Below are 21,460 nucleotides of genomic sequence, written 5' to 3'. Positions count from 1 at the left end.
GAAGGAGTGGAGAAGGGGTCTGTCGTTATCCGAAGGTGTCCATGGTGTGCATTACACCCATGTATCCAGCCACATTCGGGACCGCCAGGAATCGATGGGGATCGCGGTGCCGGTGTAAATGGGCCAGAAATAGATGAAGTTCCAGAGGATGAGCAGGACGAGAACGCCCGAGGCCGCGGCCCCCGCGACCCGGCGCTGCTCGCTCGACCCCGGCGGCCCCAGCACCGCACCGACCAGCATCGCCACCGCGAGACAGAGGAACGGCACGAAGACGACCGCGTAGAAGTAGAAGATCGTCCGCTCCTGGTAGAAGAACCAGGGCAGATAACCGGCCACCACGCCGCAGAGGATCGCGCCCGCCCGCCAGTCCCGCCGGAACGCCCACCGCCACGCCACGTAGAGCAGCGCGAACGCCGCCGCCCACCACAGCACCGGCGTGCCGAGCGCGAGGACCTCCCTGGCGCACTTGTCGGCGGTGCCGGCGGGGCAGCCGTCCTTGCCGGGCAGCGGCGACTCGTAGAAGTACGAGACGGGGCGCCCGTCGACGATCCAGCTCCACGGGTTGGACTGGTAGGTGTGCGGCGAGGAGAGCCCCACGTGGAACTCGTACACCGCGTGCTCGTAGTGCCACAGGCTGCGCACCCAGTCCGGCAGCCAGGTCCAGCCGCCGCCCCTGCCCTCCGTCGCCGCCCAGTTGCGGTAGTAGCCGCCGGAGCCGTCCGCGGGGGAGAGGATCCAGCCGAGCCACGACACCACGTAGGTGGCGAGCGCCACCGGCACCGTCGACACGAACGCCGGCAGCACGTCCCGCCTCAGGACCGCGCGGTAGGGCCGCACCGCCCCGGCGACGCGGCGCGCGCCCACGTCCCAGAACACGGTCATCAGACAGAGGAAGACCATGACGTACAGGCCGTTCCACTTGGTGCCGAAGGCGAGCCCCAGGCACAGCCCCGCCGCCCACCGCCACGGCCGCCACCCCAGCCGCACCGTCTCGGCGACGCGGGCGTCCGGGCGCACGATGCCGTCCTCGTCGGCGGGCAGTGCGGCGGCCAGTCTCGCCCGCGCCCTGTCCCGGTCGACGAGGAGACACCCGAAGGCGGCCAGGACGAAGAACATCAGGACCTGGTCGAGCAGCGCGGTGCGGCTCATCACGAAGTGCAGGCCGTCCACCGCGAGCAGCGCGCCCGCCAGACACCCCAGGAACGTCGAGCGGAAGAGCCGCCGCCCGATCCGGCAGAGCATCAGCACCGACAGCGTGCCGAGCACCGCCGTCATGAACCGCCAGCCGAACGGGTCGAAACCGAAGAGCCACTCGCCGATGCCGATCACGTACTTGCCGACCGGCGGATGCACCACGTACGCCGCGTCGTGCGGGATCGCGATGTCGCCGCCCTGCCGCAGCACGTCGTCGTTGATCTTCTCCGGCCAGTTGACCTCGTAGCCGCGGTGGATGAGCGCCCAGGCGTCCTTCGCGTAGTACGTCTCGTCGAATATCACGGCCCTGGGATTGCCCAGGTCGCGAAAGCGCATCACCCCGGCGACCAGCGTGATCAGCAGCGGACCGACCCAGCCGGACCAGCGCACCACCCGGTCCGCGACACCCTTCGACAGGCCCAGCGCCATCCACAGGCGGGGACTCGGCTCCGTGTACGCGGGCACGAGCCGGGCCGTGACGTCCGCTCTGGGCCGCTCCACATGGCCGAATCGGCGCAGCCGCCGCTGCCACGAGGGCTGCTGCTCCTCGGCTGTCTGGCCCTCGCGGGTGTCCGGGGAAGACGCGGTACTGGTCACCGCGCCATCGTAGGGAACCAGACTGTGCGAGTCCCGCCCGTGGGCCCTGCGAGGATGGAACAGTGACAGGAAGCGCTGATTCCCCCGGAACCCTGGTCCTCGCGGGCACGCCCATCGGCGATGTCGCCGACGCCCCGCCGCGGCTCGCCGCCGAACTGGAGTCGGCCGACGTCGTCGCCGCCGAGGACACCCGGCGGCTGCGCCGGCTCACCCAGGCGCTGGGCGTGCAGGTCGGCGGCCGGGTCGTCTCGTACTTCGAGGGCAACGAGACCGCGCGCACGCCCGAGCTGGTCGAGGCGCTCCTCGGCGGCGCGCGGGTGCTGCTCGTGACGGACGCGGGCATGCCGTCGGTCTCCGACCCCGGCTACCGCCTGGTCGCCGCCGCCGTGGAGCGGGACGTGCGGGTGACCGCCGTGCCGGGACCCTCCGCGGTGCTCACGGCGCTCGCCCTGTCGGGGCTGCCCGTCGACCGCTTCTGCTTCGAGGGCTTCCTGCCGCGCAAGGCCGGCGAGCGCCTCTCCCGGCTGCGCGAGGTCGCCGAGGACCGCCGCACCCTCGTCTACTTCGAGGCCCCGCACCGCATCGACGACACCCTCGCCGCGATGGCCGAGGCCTTCGGCGAGGAGCGCAGGGCCGCGGTCTGCCGCGAGCTGACCAAGACGTACGAAGAGGTCAGACGCGGGACGCTGAAGGAGCTGGCCGAGTGGGCCGCCGACGGGGTGCGCGGTGAGATCACCGTCGTCGTCGAGGGAGCCCCCGAGAAGAGCGCCGGGGAACTCGGCCCCGAGGAGCTGGTGCGCCGGGTGCGGGTGCGCGAGGAGGCGGGCGAGCGACGCAAGGAGGCGATCGCCGCGGTCGCCGCCGAAGCGGGCCTTCCCAAGCGCGAGGTCTTCGATGCCGTCGTGGCGGCAAAGAATGCGGATCGGGGCAGCCCATCGGCAGGCAAAGGACTATCGTGAAAGGCAAAGCGCGGGCCGCGCACCAGGCTTCTTTCCTAAGGAAAGGCCAAAACGGCTCCAATGCTCGACAGGTCTGATGCGCCCGCTCCGGGAAAGGCGTCCACTGGTTGAAGGGACGCACCCGTCCCCACGCTTCCGGTCCGGGCTTTTCCCGGGCTCCGGAAGTGCTTGTCCCTCGGGCAAGAGGAGCAGCTGGCATGAGTGAGATCGCGGACACCGGCCACCCCACCACGGCGATGAATGTCGTTCACGAGTCGTATGCCTTCGCCTGCATGCGGTGCGGGCACGGCTGGGAGCAGTCGTACGAGATAGAGCACCACGTGGACGTCACGGGTCACGAATTCGTGAGGTACCTGGCCGACGGCAACCACGTGCCGTCGCCCCTGACCCGGCCCACGTGCCTGAACTGCGGTGGCCACGTCGTGCGGATCATGCGGGCGGGGCAGGTGTCCTCGGTGCTCGACATGATGCGGCGTCAGCACGACGGCAACCGGGTCGGCAAGCCGGCCGGGCCGGTGGATCCGCTCGACACCGACCCCGACGTCGTCGCCGCGGGTGGCGCGACGGGCGGCGCTACGGGCGGTGCCACGGCGGACGGGCACAAGGCCGACCACCACTGGCACCTCTCCGACCTCCTCCACCCCTTCCAGCACCGCAAGGGGCACTGAGCCGGGATCCCGGCCGGGGGCGGCCGTCCCGCGGGGGGCTTCGTAGGATCGGGGACATGCCTTCGAAGAACGCCGACGTCCCGCCGCCCCTGCCCGAACCGCTCCGGGTGGCGGTCGCCGACTCCCACACCCACCTCGACATGCAGTCGGGCACGGTGGAGGAGGCCCTCGCCAAGGCCGCCTCCGTGGGCGTCACGACGCTCGTGCAGGTGGGCTGCGACGTACGCGGGTCCCGGTGGGCGGCCGAGACCGCCGCCGCGCACGACGGCGTGCACGCCACCGTCGCCCTCCACCCCAACGAGGCGCCCCGCATCGTCCACGGCGACCCCGACGGCTGGTCCCGCCAGGGCGCCCGCGGACCGGGCGGCGACGGCGCACTCGACGAGGCGCTCGCCGAGATCGACCGGCTCGCCGCACTGGCGCACGTGCGCGGCGTCGGCGAGACCGGCCTCGACCACTTCCGCACCGGACCGGAGGGCATCGCCGCGCAGGAGCGGTCCTTCCGCGCCCACATCGAGATCGCCAAGCGGCACGGCAAGGCGCTCGTCATCCACGATCGCGAGGCCCACGACGATGTGCTGCGCATCCTGAAGGAGGAGGGCGCCCCCGAACGCACCGTCTTCCACTGCTACTCCGGTGACGCGGACATGGCCCGGATCTGCGCGGAATCCGGCTACTTCATGTCCTTCGCGGGCAACATCACCTTCAAGAACGCGCAGGGCCTGCGGGACGCGCTGGCGGTCGCGCCCCTGGAGCTGGTGCTCGTCGAGACGGACGCGCCGTTCCTCACGCCCGCGCCGTACCGCGGACGGCCCAACGCCCCGTATCTCATTCCGGTCACATTGCGGGCCATGGCCGAGATCCGCGGCATCGACGAGGACGCCATGGCCACGGCCGTCTCCGCGAACACCGCGCGCGCCTTCGCCTATTGATCGCCTGCTGATCGACCTGCTGGCCCGCACGGCTCAGGTCAACGCGGCGACACTGTGTAGTCGCGCTGCTTTGGAGAGTGACGAGAGCTCCGCTAGGTTCTGTCCGCCCGGTACGGACCCCTGGAGCGTCGTCGTGAGCAATTCGCCGTACGAGACGTACGAGACGTACGAACCCTTCGAGACGTACGAACCGTACGAGCCGCCGCGGGACGAGGCGTGGCGGCACGCGTCGTACCCGACCGAGGTCGCGCCCGGCGCGGTGTCCCCCGGCAGGGAGATGCCGGGTAGCGCGGCGTACGGCCGGGACACGTGCTGGCCGACGTACGAGGTCTACGAGGCGACGTTGCCGGACGTGGGGGTCGACGCCGGTGCCACCGGGGCGGACCCCGGCTGGGCGGAGGGGCGGTTGCCGCGGCAGCAGTCGGCCGTACTCCCCGAGGGTGGCGGGCGTGCCGCGCGCCGCAAGAAGGGCGGCGGCGGCCGGGGCCCGGCCGCGCCGGAGCGGCCCGAGGCGATGCGCAGGCTGCTGCCGCAGGCACTCGTCGTCGCGTTCCTCGCCGGCGGCACGTCCGCGTTCGTCGCCAACGACAAGGCCGTCGAACTCATCGTCGACGGCGAGCCGCGCACCCTGCACACCTTCGCGGACGACGTCGGCGAACTCCTCGCCGACGAAGGCGTCCACGTCGGCGCGCACGACATCGTCGCGCCCGCCGCCGGGACCGCCCTCGCCAGCGGCGACGAGATCGCCGTCCGCTACGGCCGGCCCGTCCACCTCACCCTCGACGGGGAGCGGCGCAAGGTGTGGACGACGGCGCGCACGGTCGACGGGGCGCTGCGGCAGCTCGGGGTACGGGCGGAGGGGGCCTACCTGTCGGCCTCGCGCAGCCGCCGCATCGACCGCGACGGGCTCTCGCTCGACGTCCTCACCGAACGCACCGTCACGATCATGGCGGACGGGCGGGAACGGACCATCCGCACCAACGCGGCGACCGTCCGGGAGGCCGTGGCCCAGTCCGGGGTGACGCTGCGCGGCCAGGACACGACGTCGGTCGCGCCCGGCAGCTTTCCGCGCGACGGCCAGACCGTGACGGTCATGCGGGTGACGGGGTCCAAGGAGGTACGGGAGGAACCGATTCCCTTCGAGGTGGAGAAGACCGAGGACCCCTCGCTCTTCCGGGGCACGGAGGTCGTGGCGCAGGCGGGGCGGCCGGGGGTCAGACGCGTCACGTACACGGTGCGGTCCGTCAACGGCGTCAAGCAGAAGCCGCGGCGGGTCAGGACCGAGGTGGTGCGGGAGCCGCAGAAACGGATCGTGAAGGTCGGCACGAAGCAGAGGCCCATGTCCGTGGCCGGGGCGGACGACCTCGACTGGAACTCGCTGGCCCACTGTGAGTCGGGGGGGCGGCCCGGGGCGGTGGATCCCTCCGGTACGTACGGAGGGCTCTACCAGTTCGACACGCGGACGTGGCAGGCGCTGGGCGGCTCGGGCCGCCCCCAGGACGCACCGGCGACGGAACAGACGTTCCGCGCGAAGAAACTGTACGTACAGAGGGGCGCCACCCCCTGGCCCCACTGCGGCGGCCGCTTGCGGGGCTGAGGGGCGTGTGCGGCTGCGCTTGGGCTGGGGTCTGCGCTTTGGGTTTGGTTGTGGGTGCGGGGCCGCGGGGGTATGTGCGTACTCGCTATCCCTGCGCCGCGCTGCACGAACAAAGGCGGCACAGTGTGCTCGGTGCTCCGTGCGCACATACCCCCACGTCCCCTCGCGTCTCATGCGCGAGTGCGGCCCGGCGGGGGTAGCTGCCACCGGTGCCCGCTGCGGGCCTGCGCGGCGAGGTGAACGCACCCCCGCCCCGGCCCCGACTCCAGCCCTACGCCGCGAGGTAACTCCCCCCACCCCCGCCCCTACTCCAACCCTGCGGTGCGGGGTAAACGGGTGGGTGGGTGGGAAGCATCCGCCGCGGAGCGGCGGGACTGTTCTCGGGGGCGGCCGGAGGGCGGCACCCCCCGGCCCCGGGGAAACCTTGCCTCGCCCCCCGCGTAGGGGGATCCCCTCGCCCCGCCCCCGCAGGGGCCCCCACCCCCCGGCCCCGGGGGCGGACCAGGTGAAGGCCAGAGGCCAGGGACCGTAACCTGGGGGCGTGAGCAATGAGCACGGCGCCCTCCTCGGCCCCGCCGACATCCGCGAACTGGCCGCTGCCCTGGGCGTACGCCCGACCAAGCAGCGCGGCCAGAACTTCGTCATCGACGCCAACACCGTGCGTCGCATCGTCCGCACCGCGGAGGTCCACCCGGACGACGTGGTCGTCGAGGTCGGCCCGGGGCTCGGGTCCCTGACCCTGGCCCTGCTGGAGACTGCGGCCCACGTCACCGCCGTGGAGATCGACGACGTGCTCGCGGGCGCGCTGCCCGCCACCATCGAGGCCCGCCTCCCGGAGAAGGCCGGTTCCTTCGGGCTCGTGCACCGTGATGCCATGCTCGTGAGCGAGTTGCCGGGCCCCGCCCCGACCGCGCTGGTCGCCAACCTCCCGTACAACGTGGCCGTACCCGTCCTGCTGCACATGCTCGACACCTTCCCGACCATCGAGCGCACGCTCGTGATGGTGCAGGCCGAGGTCGCCGACCGGCTCGCCGCGGGGCCGGGTTCGCGGGTCTACGGCGTGCCCTCCGTGAAGGCCAACTGGTACGCGGAGGTGAAGCGCGCCGGGTCCATCGGGCGCAACGTCTTCTGGCCCGCCCCCAACGTCGACTCCGGGCTCGTGTCGCTGGTGCGCCGCGCCGAGCCGGTGAAGACCAGCGCGTCCAAGCGCGAGGTCTTCGCCGTCGTGGACGCCGCCTTCGCGCAGCGCAGGAAGACCCTGCGGGCCGCCCTCGCCGGGTGGGCCGGCTCCGCGGCCGCCGCCGAGGCCGCCCTGGTCGCCGCCGGCGTCTCGCCGCAGGCCCGCGGCGAGGCGCTCACCGTGGAGGAGTTCGCGCGCATCGCGGAGCACAAGGAGGCCGCCGCGTGAGCGTGACCGTACGGGTCCCGGCGAAGGTCAACGTTCAGCTGGCGGTGGGCGCCGCCCGCCCCGACGGTTTCCACGACCTCGCCAACGTCTTCCTCGCCGTGGGCCTCTACGACGAGGTCACGGTGACGGCGGCCGACACCCTCCGGATCACCTGCGAGGGGCCGGGTGCGGACCAGGTCCCCCTGGACCGCACCAATCTGGCCGCCCGGGCTGCCGAACTGCTCGCAGGCCGGCACGGGATCGCGCCCGACGTCCACATCCACATCGCCAAGGACATTCCCGTCGCCGGCGGCATGGCGGGCGGCAGCGCGGACGGCGCCGGCGCGCTCGTGGCGTGCGACGCGCTGTGGGGTACCGGCGCGTCGCGGGACGAACTGCTCGACATCTGCGCCGAGTTGGGCAGCGACGTGCCGTTCAGCCTGGTGGGCGGGGCCGCGCTCGGCACCGGACGCGGCGAGAAGCTGGAGCCGCTGGACGTCGGGGGCGCCTTCCACTGGGTGTTCGCCGTCGCCGACGGCGGGCTCTCCACGCCCGCCGTGTACCGCGAGTTCGACCGGCTGACCCCCGCCGCCCCCGCACCCGAGGCGTCCCCGGCGCTGCTCGCCGCCCTGCGCGACGGGGATGCCGGGGCCCTCGCCGCCACGGTCGCCAACGACCTGCAGCCCGCGGCCCTCTCCCTCTTCCCCGCCCTGCGCGACACCCTCGCGGCGGGCACCGCGGCGGGCGCGCTCGCCGCGCTGGTCTCCGGGTCGGGCCCGACGACGGCGTTCCTCGCGCGGGACGCCGCGGCGGCCACCGGGATCGCGGCCGCACTGGAGTCCTCCGGCACCTGCCGTACGGCCCGGGTCGCCCCGTCGCCCGCGCCGGGCGCCACGGTGATCTAGTCACCCGGTACGCGGGTACTCAGACGCGCGGATGAGTACGGGCGCGCTGACGCCGGGACGCGCCGGCGCGCGACCGTACGTCCATGGGATCAAGCGTTCGTGAACTGGCCCGGCGGACGCCCGCGGGGCGCGACCGGTACGTCGACCTGCTGCGGGTCGCCTCGCTCGGCACGGTCGTCGCCGGGCACTGGCTGATGGCGGCCGTCACCGGGGGCGGCGACGGCCCGGCCGAGGTCGGCAACCTCCTCGCCGTCGTGCCGCGGCTCCAGCTCCTCACCTGGGTGCTGCAGGTCATGCCGGTCTTCTTCTTCGTCGGCGGTTTCTCGCACGCGCTCTCCTACCGTTCGCTGAGCCGCAGGTCCGAGGGGACACCGGTCTACCCGGCCTTCCTGCGGACGCGGCTGCGGCGGCTGCTGCGGCCCACCATGGTGTTCATAGGGGTGTGGGGCGCCCTCGCGCTGGCCCTGCAACTCGCGGGCGCGGGCGGCGGACTGCTCGACGTCACGCTGCGGCTGGTCGCCCAGCCCCTCTGGTTCATCGGCGTCTATCTGGCGATGGTCGCCTGCACACCGCCGCTGCTGCGGCTGCACGAGCGGTGGGGGTGGGGCGCGTTCGGCGTGCTCGTGGCGGCCGCGGGCGCGGTCGACGTGGCCCGCTTCGCCCTCGACGTGCCGTACGTCGAGTTCCTGAACTTCGCCTTCGTCTGGCTCGCCGTGCACCAGCTCGGCTTCCTGCGCGCCGACGGCATGCTGCGGATGCCGTACGTCCTCGCGGGCACGGGGCTCGCGGGCGCCTCGCTCCTCGTCGCCCTCGGCCCGTATCCGCTCTCCATGGTCGGCATGCCCGGCGAGCGCGTCTCCAACATGGCGCCCCCCACCTTCGCCCTCCTCTGCCACGGCGTGTGGCTGGTCGGCGCCGTGGAACTGCTGCGCACCCCGGCCGCGCGGTGGCTGGCCCGGCCGGGGGTGTGGCGCGGCGTGGTCGCCGCCAACGGCATCTCCATGACGGCGTTCCTCTGGCACCTGACGGCGATGCTCGGCGTGTACGGGGCGCTGCTCGCCCTCGACGTCCCGCTGCCAGAGCCGGCGTCGGCGGCCTGGTGGGCGCAGGTGCCGCCGCGGGTGGCGGGGGCCGTGGCGCTGACGGCGGTCCTGGTGGCGGCCTTCCGCCGCTTCGAACGATCGGCGGCGACGGAGCCGGCCGCCTCCGGAACGGCCGCCGGCCCGTCCGCGGCCCTCGGCGTCACGCTCTGCCTCTTCGGGATCCTCGGCCTGTCCATGGTCGGCTTCGGCGGCCTGCTGGAGGGACGCACGGCAATGCTGGTCGCCGTCCACGTGACGGCCCCGGCGGCGGTGACGATGGCCCTGGCGGGCTGGCTGCTGGTGGAGCGGGCGGGGGGCCGGGTCAGAGCTCGTCGATGGCGGTGAGGTCGATGTCGATGTCGTAGGGCTCGCTGACCTTGATCAGGTCCCGGTGAATGCCCACGTGGACGTAGGCGTTGGTCAGCCGGTCGAGTTCGTAGACGTGGATGACGGGCCTGCGGCCGCTTCCGCTCTGCTCGACGCGCCAGTAGTTCGGGATTCCGGCCGCGGCGTACTTGTGGGGCTTGGTCGTGCGGTCGCGGGACTCGGATTCCGGGGATACGACCTCGACGGCCAGGAGCACGTCCTTGACCGGGAAGCGGCTCAGACGGTCATCGGTGATCGCGGCGGCGCGGACGACGCTGAGGTCGGGTTCAGGGGCGTTGCGCTCGTCGATCATCACGGTCATCTCGCGTACGACCTTCAACTCCGGCGGCAGGGTCTGCTCGAGCCCGCGTTCCAGGAGTTTGATCGACAGCAGGTGGATGTAGCTCTGCGGACTCACGAAGATCAGGCTCCCGTCGATCAGCTCCGTGTGCGGCGGGAGATCAGGCAGCGTGAACAGATCGTCCACGGTGTAACCGGCCGATGGCGGCACCGGCCAGCGCCCGTGCTGATGCTGCTCTACGGGCTCAGCGGTCATGGTTCCTCCCATGGACGGGATTCTTCTGCCTGGTCTCCACGGTAGCCGTGGCTTCCTTGATCCGTCATCACAAAGAGTGAGGGAGCCGGCACTCCGCAGTGGCCGACGGGCCGCCGTCGCGGGCGACTACGCTTGGGGATCGATCGATCCCCCCTGTCAGGAGAGAAATGGCCGTCAATCTGGTCAATGTCGAGGCAGTCAGCAAGGTGTACGGCACCCGTGCCCTGCTCGACGGCGTCTCACTCGGCGTGTCCGAGGGGGACAGGATCGGCGTCGTCGGGCGCAACGGCGACGGGAAGACCACGCTGATCCGGCTGCTCGCCAAGTTGGAGGAGGCGGACACCGGGCGCGTCACGCACAACGGCGGGCTGCGGCTCGGCGTCCTGACGCAGCACGACTCGCTCGACCCGGCCGCCACCGTCCGGCACGAGGTCATCGGGGACCTCGCCGACCACGAGTGGGCGGGCAGCGCCAAGATCAGGGACGTGCTGACCGGACTCTTCGGCGGGCTTGACCTGCCCGGGTTCCCGCAGGGCCTCGACACCGTCATCGGCCCGCTCTCCGGCGGCGAGCGGCGCCGCATCGCGCTGGCCAAGCTGCTCATCGCCGAGCAGGACCTGATCGTGCTCGACGAGCCGACCAACCACCTCGACGTCGAGGGCATCTCGTGGCTCGCCGGCCACCTGCGGGCGCGGCGCTCCGCGCTCGTCTGCGTGACGCACGACCGGTGGTTCCTTGACCAGGTGTGCACCCGCATGTGGGACGTGCAGCGCGGCTCCGTCTTCGAGTACGAGGGCGGATACTCCGACTACGTCTTCGCGCGCGCGGAGCGTGAGCGCATCGCCGCCACCGAGGAGACCAAGCGGCAGAACCTGATGCGCAAGGAGCTGGCCTGGCTGCGCCGCGGCGCCCCGGCCCGCACCAGCAAGCCCAAGTTCCGCATCGAGGCCGCCAACGAGCTGATCGCGGACGTGCCGCCGCCCCGGGACCGCAGCGAGCTGATGAAGTTCGCCACGACCCGGCTCGGCAAGACCGTGTTCGACCTGGAGGACGTCTCCGTACAGGCCGGCCCCAAGCTGCTGCTGAAGCACCTGACCTGGCAGCTCGGCCCCGGCGACCGCATCGGCCTGGTCGGGGTGAACGGCGCGGGCAAGACGTCCCTGCTGCGCGCCATGGCGGATGCCGCGCGCAGCGACGGCGACGTGCAGCCCGCGGCCGGCAAGGTCGTCGTCGGCAGGACGGTCAAGCTGGCGTACCTGTCGCAGGAGGTCGCCGAACTGAAGCCGACGCTGCGGGTGTTGGAGGCCGTGCAGCAGGTGCGCGAGCGCGTCGACCTCGGCAAGGGCCGGGAGATGACCGCGGGGCAGCTCTGCGAGACGTTCGGGTTCAACAAGGAGAAGCAGTGGACGCCGGTCGGTGACCTCTCCGGTGGTGAGCGGCGCAGGCTGCAGCTGCTGCGGCTGCTGATGGACGAGCCCAACGTCCTCTTCCTCGACGAGCCGACCAACGACCTCGACATCGAGACGCTGACCCAGCTGGAGGACGTGCTGGACGGCTGGCCCGGCTCCATGGTCGTCATCTCCCACGACCGGTTCTTCGTCGAGCGCACCACGGACAAGGTGTACGCGCTGCTCGGCGACGCCACCATGCGGATGCTGCCGCGCGGCATCGACGAGTACCTGGAGCGCAGGCGGCGGATGGCCGAGACCGCCGCCCCGGCCCCGGCCGCGGCCCCCGCGCAGGCCGCGGCGGTGAAGACGGTCTCCGCGGCGGACGCCCGCGCCGCCAAGAAGGAGCTCCAGAAGATCGAGCGGCAGCTGGACAAGGTCTCCGAGAAGGAGGCCAGGCTCCACGCCCAAATCGCCGATAACGCCACGGACTTCGAGAAGGTGGCCAAACTGGACGGCGAACTGCGCGAACTGATCGGTGAGCGCGAGGAGTTGGAAATGCGCTGGCTGGAGCTGGCGGAGGACGCGTAGAGCTCCCGTGCAGCTCGCGTAACGGACGCATCACGGCCCGGTCCTCCCTTGGGAACAGGGACAGGACCGGGCCCGTGTGGTAGGGCGCCAGGGTGATAGAAAGGCTGCCCTGAGCACCACTTGGCGTGCCGAAAATCAGTGAAGGGGGAAGCGCTGATGACTCAGCCGCCCAACCAGCCGCCGCCCGGCGGCTTCGGAGCTCCGCAGGACCCACGGCAGGGCGGAGCGCCACAGCCACCGGGGCAGCCGCCGCAGGCGCCGCCCGCCGCCCCGCAGCCGGGGCAGCCGCAGCCCGGTTACGGCTACCCGCAGGCCCCGCCGCCGGGCACCCCCAACCCGTACACGCAGCCGACCCAGCCCGGCCAGGCCGGCCCCTACGGACAGCCGCAGCAGCCCGGCCCGTACGGACAGCCCCAGCAGCCCGGCCCCTACAACCAGCCGGGCCCCTACGGGAGTCAGCCGCAGTACGGCTACCCGCAGCCGCCGACGCAGCCGCAGTTCCCCGCGGGACCCGGCGCCCCCGGCACCCCGCCCGGCGGCGGCAACAAGCGCAAGAAGCTCGTCGTGACCGTCGCCGCGGCCGTGGCGGCGCTGCTCGTCGCGGCCGGCGTCACCTACGCCGTCGTCGGCGGTGACGACGGGGGCGAGAAGAAGCACGAGGCCAAGAAGAAGGACCCCGGCCCCTCGGCCTCCGCCCCGGCCAACCCGGGCAACGGCATGGGCGACGGCTACGAGGGCAAGGAAGACCTCAACGCGGGCCGCCAGTCCGGCGAGGCGAAGGTCCTCTGGTACAAGGAGGCGCCGAAGGTCCCCGGCTCCGGCGGCGACGGCCCCGGCATGTGGATCGAGGGCGACATCGCCGTCAAGGCCGCGTACAAGCAGCTCCTCGCGTACGACGTGAAGACCGGCAAGACCGCCTGGAAGGCCATCACCTTCCCGCAGAAGCTCTGCGCCGCGACCCAGACGGCCACCGAAGACGGCAAGATCGTCGTGGCGTACAAGGACGGCACCAAGAGCAACGCCAAGTGCAACCAGCTCCAGGTCATCGACCTGAAGACCGGCCAGAAGGGCTGGGGCAAGCCGGTGAAGGAGGAGGGCCTCTTCGACTTCGCGATGCAGAGCCACCTCGTCCTCGTCGGCGACGTGCTGATGGTCGGCCGCGATCAGTCGGGCACCGCGCTGCGGATGAGCGACGGCAAGAAGCTCTACGTCGCGGACAAGAAGGAGGAGGGCACCTGCTTCCCCAACGGCTTCGCCGGCGGCAAGAAGCTCCTCATGGGCCTGTCCTGCGGCGCGAGCACGCCCACCGAACACGACGAGCTGCAGCAGCTCGACCCGAAGACCGGCAAGGTCCTGTGGACGAAGAAGTTCCCCAAGGGCTGGCGCATCAGCAAGGTCTACTCGGTGAGCCCCACGGTCGTGTACCTCAGGAATGAGGACAAGAAGAAGTGGAACATCTCGGTGCTGAAGGAGAACAGCGACGCGACGCGCTCCGAGGTCAGCTCCGACGACGGCTTCGCGCCGGAGTGCGGCACCTCCGTGCTCGACCAGCAGCTGGACGGCTGCCTGGGCGTCACGGCCGACGACAAGTACCTCTACCTGCCGACCGACGAGAAGGGCGGCGCGAACAACGTCGTCGCGTTCAGCCTGGCCACCGGCAAGGAGGCCTGGCGCACCAAGTCGCCGCTGGACGAAACGATGCTTCCGATGAAGGTCGAGGACGGCGCGCTGATCGCGTACGTCACCCCGTCGTACGACTCCGGCGGCCGGGTCGTCTCCATCCCGACGTCCGGTGCGCACCGGCCCAAGACCCTTCTGCAGCACCCGAAGGGCACCTCGAAGATCGAGAGCGGCTTCTACTCGAAGGACGTCGACTACGTGGACGGGCGCTTCTACATCTCCACCACCAGCATCATGAGCAGTTCCGGCCCGTCGAAGCTCATGCTCGCCTACGGCGAGTGACCCGCCAGGCCCCCCTGCTCAGCACCCTCCCGACCGCTCCCGTCCCCAAGGAACAGACGACGTCATGACCCAGCCGCCCCAGCCACCGCAGCAGCCGCCGAACGAGCCCCCGCAGGGCGGCTTCGGCCCGCCGCAGGACCCTCCGCCCGTGGGCTTCGGCAAGGCCCCTGAGCCCTCGTACGGCTACCCGCAGGCACCGCAGCCCCCGGCCCAGCAGCCGCCGGCCCCGCAGACGCCGCCGCCCGCGCAGCCCCCGGCCCCGCCGGGACAGCCGCCGCAGACCCCGCCGCCCGCCGCCCCGGCCGCGCCCCCGGCGGGCCAGCCCCAGTACGGCTACCCGCAGGCGCCCCCGCCCCCGCAGGCGCCCCAGGGCTACGGCTACCCGACGCAGCCCGCCCAGCCGCAGTACCAGCAGGGCTACCCGCCCCAGTACCAGCAGGGCTACCAGCAGCCCCCGACCATGCCGACGCAGCCGCAGCCCGGCGCCGCGCCCGGCGGCGGCTCCGGCGGCGGCAAGAAGTTCAGCGGCCAGATGGCGATCATCGTCGCGGCGGTCGTCGCGATCGCGCTGATCGTCGGCGGCGGCGTCTACTACGCCTCCACCAAGGACGACGACTCCAAGTCGACCGCCCAGGGCTCCGGCGGCAAGGACGGCAAGGGCGGACAGGGCAAGGGCGGCGACACCCCGCCCGCCCAGGGCCCGGCCAAGGAGAAGGCCCCGGCCGACCCCGCCGCCGAGGTCCTCATGCAGGTGCCCCAGCCGAAGGTCCCCAAGGACCAGATCTGGAACGCCACGGGCTCGGTGCTGACCGACGACGTCTACGCCAAGGCGGGCGTCTACGAGCTGAACGGCTACGACCCCGACACCGGCAAGAAGAAGTGGACCATTCCGCTCTCCGGCATGGCCTGCGCGATGTCGCCCGAGGTCACCGACGACGGCATCGCCGCGATCGTCACCGAGGAGGCCAAGCGGAACAAGAAGGGCGACTACGAGCAGTGCTCGAACGTCTCCGCGGTCGACCTGAAGTCCGGCAAGAAGCTGTGGACCGAGAGCGTCGAGGCCAACGGCGTGAAGGCGACGTTCAAGGAAGTCACCATCTCGGGCACCACGATCGCCGCCGGCGCGGGCACCTCGAGCGGCGGTGCCGCCTGGGACGTCAAGGGCAACTCCCTGTGGAAGCCCAAGGTCGGCAAGTGTGAGGACGTCGGCTACGCGGGCGGGGACCAGCTGGTCGCGGTCCGCAAGTGCGGCTCGTTCGGCGACTACAAGCTGAAGGTCCAGCTCCTCGACCCGAAGACCGGCGACGACAAGTGGACGTACCCGCTCGCCGACGGCATCGACAACGCCAAGATCATCTCGACGAACCCGGTCGTCTTCGGCCAGGACACCACCGAGATCACCGCCTCCGGCGCGACCGACGTCTTCTCGCTCGGCAGCAACGGCAAGCTGCGCGCGAAGATCTCGCTGGAGGACGGCAAGTACGACCACGACTGCGGCGTCAACATGGTCCACAGCTGCACGTCGATCGCGGTCGGCAACGACCGCCTGTACGTCCCGACGCGCCAGCACGACGGCAGCGGTGAGAGCTACAACCGGACCAACGAGATCGTCTCGTTCTCGCTGGCCACCGGCAAGCCCACCAGCGACCGCGCGGTCGCCGGCGACAACGGCGAGATCTTCCCGGTCCGCATGGACGGCGGCAACCTCATCGCGTACAAGGCGCACGGCTACCAGAAGGGCGCCCAGATCGTGTCGCTCGACGGCAAGACGATGAAGGAGACCAAGCTCCTGGAGACGCCGAGCTCCCAGGCGGTCACCGACGCGATCAGCGGCATGGTCCCGCAGTCGAACGAACTCCTCTACAGCCAGGGGCATCTGTTCCTCGGCAAGAAGCTGCTGAGCAAGCCCTTCTCCAAGGACGAGAAGGAGTACGTGGCGATCGGCTTCGTCACGAAGTAGCCGGATCCGCGCATCCGCACACGGCGGCGGCCGCCCCCTGAACACCACGAGGGGGCGGCCGCCGCCGTTCGCGTACCACCCGGTACTTCCCCGCGCGCCTGAATGGCACGGATTTCGGCATTCCGGGCCGCTTCTGGCCGGTAGGGGGCGCGCAACGTCGAACAAGCGTGTAGCTTCCGGGGGATGGAGGGCCGGGGGGCCCGCGGTCCATGGGGAGCGGGAGAGCTGGGCGACCGGTGGATCTGGGGATCAGTCGGGGAATTGGGGGGTTGCTATGGGTGTGCGGCTCATGGTGGTCGACGATCATCGGCTGCTCGCCGAGGCCCTCGCCTCGGCGCTGAAGCTGCGCGGGCACCGGGTGCTGGCCGCCGCGGCGCCCGCGGCGGGAGCGGCGGAACTGGTCATCAGCCGGGCGCCGGAGGTCTGCCTCCTGGGCACGGCCACCCCCGCGGAACCGGGCATGTTCGATCCGGTCGTGAAGATCAAGCGGGAGCGCCCGCAGGTGGCGGTCGTGGTCCTTGGCCCGGTGCCCAACCCGCGCGGGATCGCCGCCGCCTTCGCCTCCGGCGCCTCCGGTTACGTGCGCCACGACGAGCGCATAGAAGGAGTGGAGCGCGCCATCATGAAGGCGCGCGCCGGTGAGGCCGCCGTCGCGCCCCAACTGCTCCAGGGCGCCTTCAGCGAGCTGCTCAACCCGGCCGCGCAACCCGACGACGAGGGGCAGCGCCTGCTGCAGATGCTCACGCCCCGCGAGGTCGAGGTGCTGGTGCGGGTCGCGGACGGCGAGGACACCCGGCTGATCGCCGCCGGCATGGGGATAGCCCCCAGCACGGCACGCACGCACGTGCAGCGGGTCCTGATGAAGCTGGGCGTCGGCTCGCGCCTGGAGGCCGCCGCGCTCGCCGCGCGCACGGGCCTGCTGGAGCGCGCCGAGCGGCCCGCGTCGGCGTACGCGAACAACGGGAACGGCGCCGAGGACCCACGGACGACGGCGGGGCCCGAGTCACCTCGGTGACCCGGGCCCCGCCGCCGGGGTGGGGTGAGAGGTCACCCGTCCTCCGGCTCCGGCGCGGGCGCCGCCACCATCGGGCGCAGCCACAGCCACACCAGGAAGAAGAGCCCGAGGGCGAGCATGGCGAGCCCCGTCCACAGGTTGATGTTGATGTCCTCGGCCTTCTTGAGGTCGGCGTCGGACGCGGTGATCCCGGCGATCGTCACGATGATCCCGTAGACGACGAACAGGCCGCCGATGATCCGCCTGATGTCGAAGAGGCGGGCCGCGGTGGCGGACTTGGCCTCCAGGTCGGAGACTTCCTTGCGCAGGTCGGACATGGTCTTCGGTCCTCCGATCGGGGCTAGAACGAGTACGGGACGTAGCAGGCGGCGGCGAGGACGACGGCGCCCCAGCCGAGCAGCGCCGGCTTGCGGTACCACGCGTCGTCACCGGACTCGGCGCCCTCGTCCGCGAGGCCGGGCGAGACCGTCCCGTAGACCAGACCGGCCAGTTCGGCCTCCGGCTTGGGCGCGGTGAACAGGGTGACGGCGACCATCACGAGGGCGCCGGCGGCGAAACCGACCATCGCCGAGACGAAGTTGGCGCCCTGGTCGGACGGGATGTCGATGATGCCCTGCTTGTAGATCCAGAAGTAGTTGACCATCGCGGCGGTGGTGCCCGCGACGAGACCCCAGACGCCGGATTTCATCGACGCCCGCTTCCAGAACATGCCGATGATGAAGACGACGAACATCGGGACGTTGAAGAACGAGAAGAGCGTCTGCAGGTAGCTCATGATGTTCGAGAACGACGAGGCGATGAACGCCGTGCCGATCGAGGCGAGCACACCGAGGGCGGTGATGAGCCGGCCGAACTTCAGGTAGTAGCCGTCCTCCTGGTCCTTCCTCACGTACTTCGCCCAGATGTCGTACGTGAAGACGGTGTTGAAGGAGGAGACGTTCGCCGCCATGCCTGCCATGAACGCGGCGAGCAGCCCGGTCACCGCGATGCCGAGGACGCCGTTGGGCAGCAACTCCTGCATCAGGTAGGGGATCGCGTCGTTGTACGTCAGGTCGGAGCCCGCCGTGCCGATCTTCGGCACGAGGACGGCGGCGACCAGGCCCGGGATCATCACCGCGAAGACGATGAAGATCTTCGGGAAGGCGGCGATCAGCGGGGTGCGCTGGGCGGCGCTCAGGTTCTTGGCGGAGAGTGCGCGCTGCACCTCGGCGAAGTTGGTCGTCCAGTAGCCGAAGGAGAGGACGAAGCCGAGGCCGAGGATGATCGTCAGCCAGTTGGCGCCGAGCGGGTTGGCGTCACCGATGCCGGTGCCGCCCCAGGCGGTCATGAAGTTGTCGCCGTGCTGCTTCTCGATCGATCCGGACAGGCCGTCCCAGCCGCCCACCTTCTTCAGGCCGATGACGCAGATGGGGATCAGCGCGGCGAGGATCACGAAGAACTGCAGCACCTCGTTGTAGATCGCCGAGGAGAGACCGCCGATGGTGATGTACGCGAGGACGAAGAGTCCGGCGACGACGATCGCGACCCACTGCGGCCAGCCGAGCAGCGCCTCGACGACGATCGACAGGGCGTAGAGGTTGACGCCCGCGATGAGGATCGCCGCGAAGGCGAAGAGCGCGGAGCTGAGCAGGTGGGCCGATTTGTCGAAGCGCTGGAGCAGGAACTCGGGGACGGAGCGGACCTTGCTGCGGTAGTAGAAGGGCATCATGACCAGGCCCAGGAAGACCATGGCCGGGATGGCGCCGATCCAGTACCAGTGGACGACCGCGACGCCGTACTGGGCGCCGGTGGCGGCCATGCCGAGGATCTCGGTGGCGCCCAGGTTCGCGGCGACGAAGGCGAGACCGGTGACCCAGGCGGGCAGGGAGCGGCCCGACAGGAAGAAGTCGAGGCTGGTCTTGACCGAGCGCCGGGCGGCGAAGCCGATGCCGAGGACCACGGCGAAGTAGATCGCCAGGATCGCGTAGTCGAGGCCGTTGGTGGGCAGCCGAAGCCCCTCGGCCAGGGTTTGAGTGGGGGACTGCATACGTGTACTCGCTTCGTTGCGCGAACGGATCAGACCGGAACCTACGCCCCCTGCTTCAATAACTGAACAGTTCTGTTGGTGTTCTTTGTTTGATTGTGATCGAGCGCGAGGCGCGGCTCAAGGGGATCGCCGGGGATCACGGGCATTGACTGAGCTGTTGGCTTGTGATTTGTTATGTTCGGTTCTGTTGGGTGGGTGGTGAGGAGCCCCGAACGTGAAGAAGACCTCGACCCGTCTCGCCGACGGTCGTGAGCTCATCTACTACGACGTGCGCGACGACACCGTCCGCGACGCCGTCGACCGCCGCCCGCTCGGCCCGGTCTCGACCACCTCGGAGATCCGCAGGGACCCCCTCCTCGGCGACAGCGTGGCCATCGCCTCGCACCGCCAGGGCCGCACCTACCACCCGCCGGCCGACGAGTGCCCCCTGTGCCCCTCGGCCGGGGACCGCCTCAGCGAGATCCCCGATTCCTCGTATGACGTCGTGGTCTTCGAGAACCGCTTCCCCTCCCTCGCGGGCGACGCCGGCCGCTGCGAGGTCGTCTGCTTCACGTCCGACCACGACGCGTCCTTCGCCGACCTCACCCCCGGACAGGCCGGACTCGTCCTGGAGGCCTGGACCGACCGGACCGCCGAGCTGGCCCATCTGCCCTCCGTGCGGCAGGTGTTCTGCTTCGAGAACCGGGGCGCCGAGATCGGCGTGACCCTCGGCCACCCGCACGGGCAGATCTACGCGTACCCCTTCGTCACCCCGCGCACGGACCTCGTGCTCCGCTCGCTCGGCGCGTTCAAGGAGTCCTCCGGCGGCGGCAACCTCTTCGACGACGTCGTCGCCCGCGAGAGCGCGGGGGAGCGGGTCGTCATCGAGGGCGAGCACTGGGTGGCCTTCGTGCCGTACGCCGCGCACTGGCCCTACGAGGTGCACCTCTACCCCAGGCGCCGGGTGCCCGACCTGCTCGCGCTCGACGAGGCGGCACGCGCGGAGTTCCCCCGGATCTACCTGGAACTCCTCAGGCGCTTCGACCGGATCTTCGACACGGGCGAGGGCACGGGCGAGGGCGCGGGCGAGGACGGGGATGCGGGCGGGAGCGGCCCCACCCCGTACATCGCGGCCTGGCACCAGGCGCCGTTCGGCCCGCTCGACGGACATGACGGGATCAACCGGGACGACTTCGCCCTGCACCTCGAACTTTTCACGATTCGCCGCACTTCGGGCAAGCTGAAGTTCCTCGCGGGTTCCGAATCCGGCATGAGCGTGTTCATCAACGACGTGCCGCCGGAAGCCGCGGCCCAGCGACTGCGAGAGGTAGCGAGTTCATGAGCGGTAAGTACCTGGTCACCGGTGGCGCGGGCTACGTCGGAAGTGTGGTGGCCCAGCATCTGCTCGAGGCCGGGCACGAGGTGACGGTCCTCGACAACCTCTCCACCGGATTCCGCGAGGGTGTCCCCGCCGGCGCCGCGTTCATCGAGGGCGACATCCGGGACGCCGCCAAGTGGCTGGACTCCTCCTACGACGCCGTGCTCCACTTCGCCGCCTTCTCGCAGGTCGGCGAGTCCGTCGTGAAGCCCGAGAAGTACTGGGACAACAACGTCGGCGGCACCATGGCGCTGCTCGCCGCCATGCGTGACGCGGACGTGCGCAGGCTGGTCTTCTCCTCCACGGCCGCGACCTACGGCGAACCCGTGAACACCCCCATCACGGAGACCGACCCGACCGCCCCCACCTCCCCCTACGGCGCCTCCAAGCTCGCCGTCGACCATATGATCACCGGCGAGGCCGCCGCCCACGGGCTGGCCGCCGTCTCGCTGCGCTACTTCAACGTCGCGGGCGCCTACGGCTCCTGCGGCGAGCGCCACGACCCCGAGTCGCACCTCATCCCGCTCGTCCTCCAGGTCGCCCAGGGCCGCCGCGAGGCCATCAGCGTCTTCGGCGACGACTACCCGACGCCGGACGGCACCTGCGTGCGCGACTACATCCACGTCGCCGACCTCGCCGAGGCGCACCTCCTCGCCGTCGCCGCCGCCACCCCCGGCGAACACCTCATCTGCAACCTCGGCAACGGCAACGGCTTCTCCGTGCGCGAGGTCATCGAGACCGTCCGCAAGGTCACCGGGCACCCGATCCCGGAGGTCGTGGCCCCGCGCCGCGGCGGCGACCCGGCGGTCCTGGTCGCCTCCGCCGCCACCGCCCGCGAGAAGCTCGGCTGGAATCCGACCCGCGCGGACCTCGCGGGCATCGTCGCCGACGCATGGGCGTTCGCCCAGCGCTGACCTG

17 protein-coding genes are annotated in these 21,460 nt (G+C 71.2%); 13 read left to right on the top strand and 4 right to left on the bottom strand.

The window, feature by feature from the left end; genetic code table 11:
• Positions 1-51: 51 nt before the first annotated feature.
• Positions 52-1,791 (bottom strand): dolichyl-phosphate-mannose--protein mannosyltransferase, encoded by a 1,740-nt coding sequence (locus ACZ7DY_RS26235; protein WP_471139016.1) that lies wholly within the window; start codon positions 1,789-1,791, stop codon positions 52-54.
• A gap of 62 nt (positions 1,792-1,853) precedes the next feature.
• On the opposite strand from ACZ7DY_RS26235, the gene rsmI reads away from it, so the two are divergent.
• From rsmI to ACZ7DY_RS26200, 7 genes are all read left to right on the top strand, one after another.
• Complete coding sequence (gene rsmI, locus ACZ7DY_RS26230; protein ID WP_471139014.1) at positions 1,854-2,750, top strand: 16S rRNA (cytidine(1402)-2'-O)-methyltransferase; 897 nt, start codon at positions 1,854-1,856, stop codon at positions 2,748-2,750.
• Positions 2,751-2,947: 197 nt separating this feature from the next.
• Positions 2,948-3,418: a hypothetical protein gene (locus ACZ7DY_RS26225; protein ID WP_471139011.1), complete on the top strand. Its 471-nt coding sequence runs from the start codon at positions 2,948-2,950 to the stop codon at positions 3,416-3,418.
• A 56-nt stretch (positions 3,419-3,474) separates the two neighbouring features.
• Positions 3,475-4,350 (top strand): TatD family hydrolase, encoded by an 876-nt coding sequence (locus ACZ7DY_RS26220; RefSeq protein ID WP_471139009.1) that lies wholly within the window; start codon positions 3,475-3,477, stop codon positions 4,348-4,350.
• Positions 4,351-4,483: 133 nt separating this feature from the next.
• Positions 4,484-5,947: a ubiquitin-like domain-containing protein gene (locus tag ACZ7DY_RS26215; protein ID WP_471139007.1), complete on the top strand. Its 1,464-nt coding sequence runs from the start codon at positions 4,484-4,486 to the stop codon at positions 5,945-5,947.
• A 541-nt stretch (positions 5,948-6,488) separates the two neighbouring features.
• Complete coding sequence (gene rsmA / locus ACZ7DY_RS26210; RefSeq protein ID WP_471139006.1) at positions 6,489-7,355, top strand: 16S rRNA (adenine(1518)-N(6)/adenine(1519)-N(6))-dimethyltransferase RsmA; 867 nt, start codon at positions 6,489-6,491, stop codon at positions 7,353-7,355.
• Positions 7,352-8,239 carry a 4-(cytidine 5'-diphospho)-2-C-methyl-D-erythritol kinase gene (locus ACZ7DY_RS26205; protein WP_471139004.1) on the top strand — a complete coding sequence of 296 codons (888 nt, stop codon included), beginning with the start codon at positions 7,352-7,354 and terminating at the stop codon, positions 8,237-8,239. The genes rsmA and ACZ7DY_RS26205 overlap by 4 nt, the downstream gene beginning before the upstream one ends.
• A gap of 83 nt (positions 8,240-8,322) precedes the next feature.
• Complete coding sequence (locus tag ACZ7DY_RS26200) at positions 8,323-9,666, top strand: acyltransferase family protein (protein WP_471139001.1); 1,344 nt, start codon at positions 8,323-8,325, stop codon at positions 9,664-9,666.
• Here the strand turns inward: ACZ7DY_RS26200 and ACZ7DY_RS26195 are convergent.
• Positions 9,644-10,243, bottom strand: coding sequence for a Uma2 family endonuclease (locus ACZ7DY_RS26195; protein ID WP_471138998.1), 600 nt, complete (start codon positions 10,241-10,243; stop codon positions 9,644-9,646). The genes ACZ7DY_RS26200 and ACZ7DY_RS26195 overlap by 23 nt on opposite strands.
• Positions 10,244-10,410: 167 nt before the next feature.
• On the opposite strand from ACZ7DY_RS26195, the gene ACZ7DY_RS26190 reads away from it, so the two are divergent.
• The 4 genes from ACZ7DY_RS26190 (at position 10,411) to ACZ7DY_RS26175 (ending at position 17,159) form a co-directional block, all read left to right on the top strand.
• The gene (locus ACZ7DY_RS26190) at positions 10,411-12,222 is read left to right on the top strand and encodes an ABC-F family ATP-binding cassette domain-containing protein (RefSeq protein ID WP_471138997.1); all 1,812 of its coding nucleotides are present in this window, start codon (positions 10,411-10,413) and stop codon (positions 12,220-12,222) included.
• Between the two features lie 156 nt (positions 12,223-12,378).
• Positions 12,379-14,184, top strand: a complete 1,806-nt coding sequence (locus ACZ7DY_RS26185; protein WP_471138995.1) for an outer membrane protein assembly factor BamB family protein — start codon at positions 12,379-12,381, stop codon at positions 14,182-14,184.
• Between the two features lie 64 nt (positions 14,185-14,248).
• Positions 14,249-16,144, top strand: coding sequence for an outer membrane protein assembly factor BamB family protein (locus ACZ7DY_RS26180; protein ID WP_471138992.1), 1,896 nt, complete (start codon positions 14,249-14,251; stop codon positions 16,142-16,144).
• A 274-nt stretch (positions 16,145-16,418) separates the two neighbouring features.
• Positions 16,419-17,159, top strand: coding sequence for a helix-turn-helix transcriptional regulator (locus ACZ7DY_RS26175; protein WP_471138991.1), 741 nt, complete (start codon positions 16,419-16,421; stop codon positions 17,157-17,159).
• A 32-nt stretch (positions 17,160-17,191) separates the two neighbouring features.
• Here the strand turns inward: ACZ7DY_RS26175 and ACZ7DY_RS26170 are convergent, their stop codons facing one another.
• Both ACZ7DY_RS26170 and ACZ7DY_RS26165 read right to left on the bottom strand, forming a co-directional pair.
• Complete coding sequence (locus ACZ7DY_RS26170; protein ID WP_471138988.1) at positions 17,192-17,476, bottom strand: hypothetical protein; 285 nt, start codon at positions 17,474-17,476, stop codon at positions 17,192-17,194.
• 23 nt (positions 17,477-17,499) lie between these two features.
• Positions 17,500-19,185 (bottom strand): sodium:solute symporter family protein, encoded by a 1,686-nt coding sequence (locus ACZ7DY_RS26165; RefSeq protein ID WP_471138986.1) that lies wholly within the window; start codon positions 19,183-19,185, stop codon positions 17,500-17,502.
• Positions 19,186-19,399: 214 nt separating this feature from the next.
• On the opposite strand from ACZ7DY_RS26165, the gene galT reads away from it, so the two are divergent.
• Both galT and galE read left to right on the top strand, forming a co-directional pair.
• Positions 19,400-20,506, top strand: a complete 1,107-nt coding sequence (gene galT / locus ACZ7DY_RS26160) for a galactose-1-phosphate uridylyltransferase (RefSeq protein ID WP_471138984.1) — start codon at positions 19,400-19,402, stop codon at positions 20,504-20,506.
• Complete coding sequence (galE, locus tag ACZ7DY_RS26155) at positions 20,503-21,456, top strand: UDP-glucose 4-epimerase GalE (RefSeq protein WP_471138983.1); 954 nt, start codon at positions 20,503-20,505, stop codon at positions 21,454-21,456. Before galT ends, galE begins: the two co-directional genes overlap by 4 nt.
• Positions 21,457-21,460: the final 4 nt, after the last annotated feature.

This window comes from Streptomyces sp. NPDC037013, from assembly GCF_055607265.1.
This window is presented reverse-complemented; position numbering and strand designations above follow the sequence as displayed.

What these genes read in the sequence shown, in the direction of transcription:
- ACZ7DY_RS26225 (WP_471139011.1), top strand. Translation starts at nt 2,948, where the DNA reads ATGAGTGAGATCGCGGACACCGGCCACCCCACCACGGCGATGAATGTC.
- ACZ7DY_RS26220 (WP_471139009.1), top strand. Translation starts at nt 3,475, where the DNA reads ATGCCTTCGAAGAACGCCGACGTCCCGCCGCCCCTGCCCGAACCGCTC.
- ACZ7DY_RS26200 (WP_471139001.1), top strand. Translation starts at nt 8,323, where the DNA reads ATGGGATCAAGCGTTCGTGAACTGGCCCGGCGGACGCCCGCGGGGCGC.
- ACZ7DY_RS26195 (WP_471138998.1), bottom strand. Translation starts at nt 10,243, where the DNA reads ATGACCGCTGAGCCCGTAGAGCAGCATCAGCACGGGCGCTGGCCGGTG.
- ACZ7DY_RS26190 (WP_471138997.1), top strand. Translation starts at nt 10,411, where the DNA reads ATGGCCGTCAATCTGGTCAATGTCGAGGCAGTCAGCAAGGTGTACGGC.
- ACZ7DY_RS26185 (WP_471138995.1), top strand. Translation starts at nt 12,379, where the DNA reads ATGACTCAGCCGCCCAACCAGCCGCCGCCCGGCGGCTTCGGAGCTCCG.
- ACZ7DY_RS26180 (WP_471138992.1), top strand. Translation starts at nt 14,249, where the DNA reads ATGACCCAGCCGCCCCAGCCACCGCAGCAGCCGCCGAACGAGCCCCCG.
- ACZ7DY_RS26175 (WP_471138991.1), top strand. Translation starts at nt 16,419, where the DNA reads ATGGGTGTGCGGCTCATGGTGGTCGACGATCATCGGCTGCTCGCCGAG.
- ACZ7DY_RS26170 (WP_471138988.1), bottom strand. Translation starts at nt 17,476, where the DNA reads ATGTCCGACCTGCGCAAGGAAGTCTCCGACCTGGAGGCCAAGTCCGCC.
- ACZ7DY_RS26165 (WP_471138986.1), bottom strand. Translation starts at nt 19,185, where the DNA reads ATGCAGTCCCCCACTCAAACCCTGGCCGAGGGGCTTCGGCTGCCCACC.
- galE (WP_471138983.1), top strand. Translation starts at nt 20,503, where the DNA reads ATGAGCGGTAAGTACCTGGTCACCGGTGGCGCGGGCTACGTCGGAAGT.